2 protein-coding genes are annotated in these 800 nt (G+C 41.2%); both read left to right on the top strand.

Annotation, left to right across the window (positions count from 1 at the left end; genetic code table 11):
* A partial coding sequence (locus tag A3739_RS02290; RefSeq protein ID WP_231876978.1) for an ATP-binding protein occupies window positions 1-343 on the top strand: 343 nt, incomplete at its 5' end.
* 130 nt (window positions 344-473) lie between these two features.
* Window positions 474-800: hypothetical protein (locus tag A3739_RS02285; protein ID WP_156502266.1), on the top strand; the 327-nt coding region annotated here is incomplete at its 3' end.

Raw genomic sequence — 800 nt, 5'->3', positions numbered from 1 at the left:
ATCGATCTTCTTCTGTCGAAAAATGGGGGCAGGAAAGTCCACTAAAGCTCGCGAAATTGCGCATAAAAGCAATGCAGTATTGCTTTCAGAAGATGAATGGCTCGCGTCACTTTGCCCAAATAAGATTTCGTCACTGAATGACTATATCGAATATTCAAATCTACTTAAGTCGCAGCTTAAAAAGCTTGTTCAAATTATTTTGACTACAGGAATTAATGTAGTAATGGACTTTCCAGCAAATACTCTGTCACAAAGAGTCAGGTTTCGGAGTATTTTCGCCGTGATTGATGCTCCACATAATTTGATATACGTAGACCTGTCAAATGCGGAGTGCTTAAAGTAGATTGAAAAACCGCGCAAAGAACAGCTAGAAAGATCGGCAACAGATACACCGGAAATTTTTGAACAGGTTACAAAGTACTTTATGGCTTCTACCCCCGAGGAATGTTTCGATACAATCGCAGTGGCGAAAAATGGATAACAAAGCACTGCTATGCAAAATTTACTCGCTGGTGCTCCTAAATTTGCCGCAAATGCAGGCGTTAAGAGTATTTCGCATGGGTCGAATCGTCGCTCTTACAATTTACACGTTTTGTTCTGCTGCTAATGCGGAGATGCTGTGTTCAGCGGATAAGGAGCATGACTTAGTTATTGGTGAAAATCGGTACACCATGAAAGAGGCACTCAGTGCACTGGAAAGCCTTCAAAAGGAAATTCCGGACCTCATTTCCAAAGCTCATGATTCCCAGATTAATGTGGTTGAAGAAGCCCTGGAGATTGAAAGTAAAATCGATATTGTG

The sequence above is a fragment of the Oleiphilus sp. HI0067 genome (assembly GCF_001635735.1).
This window is presented reverse-complemented; position numbering and strand designations above follow the sequence as displayed.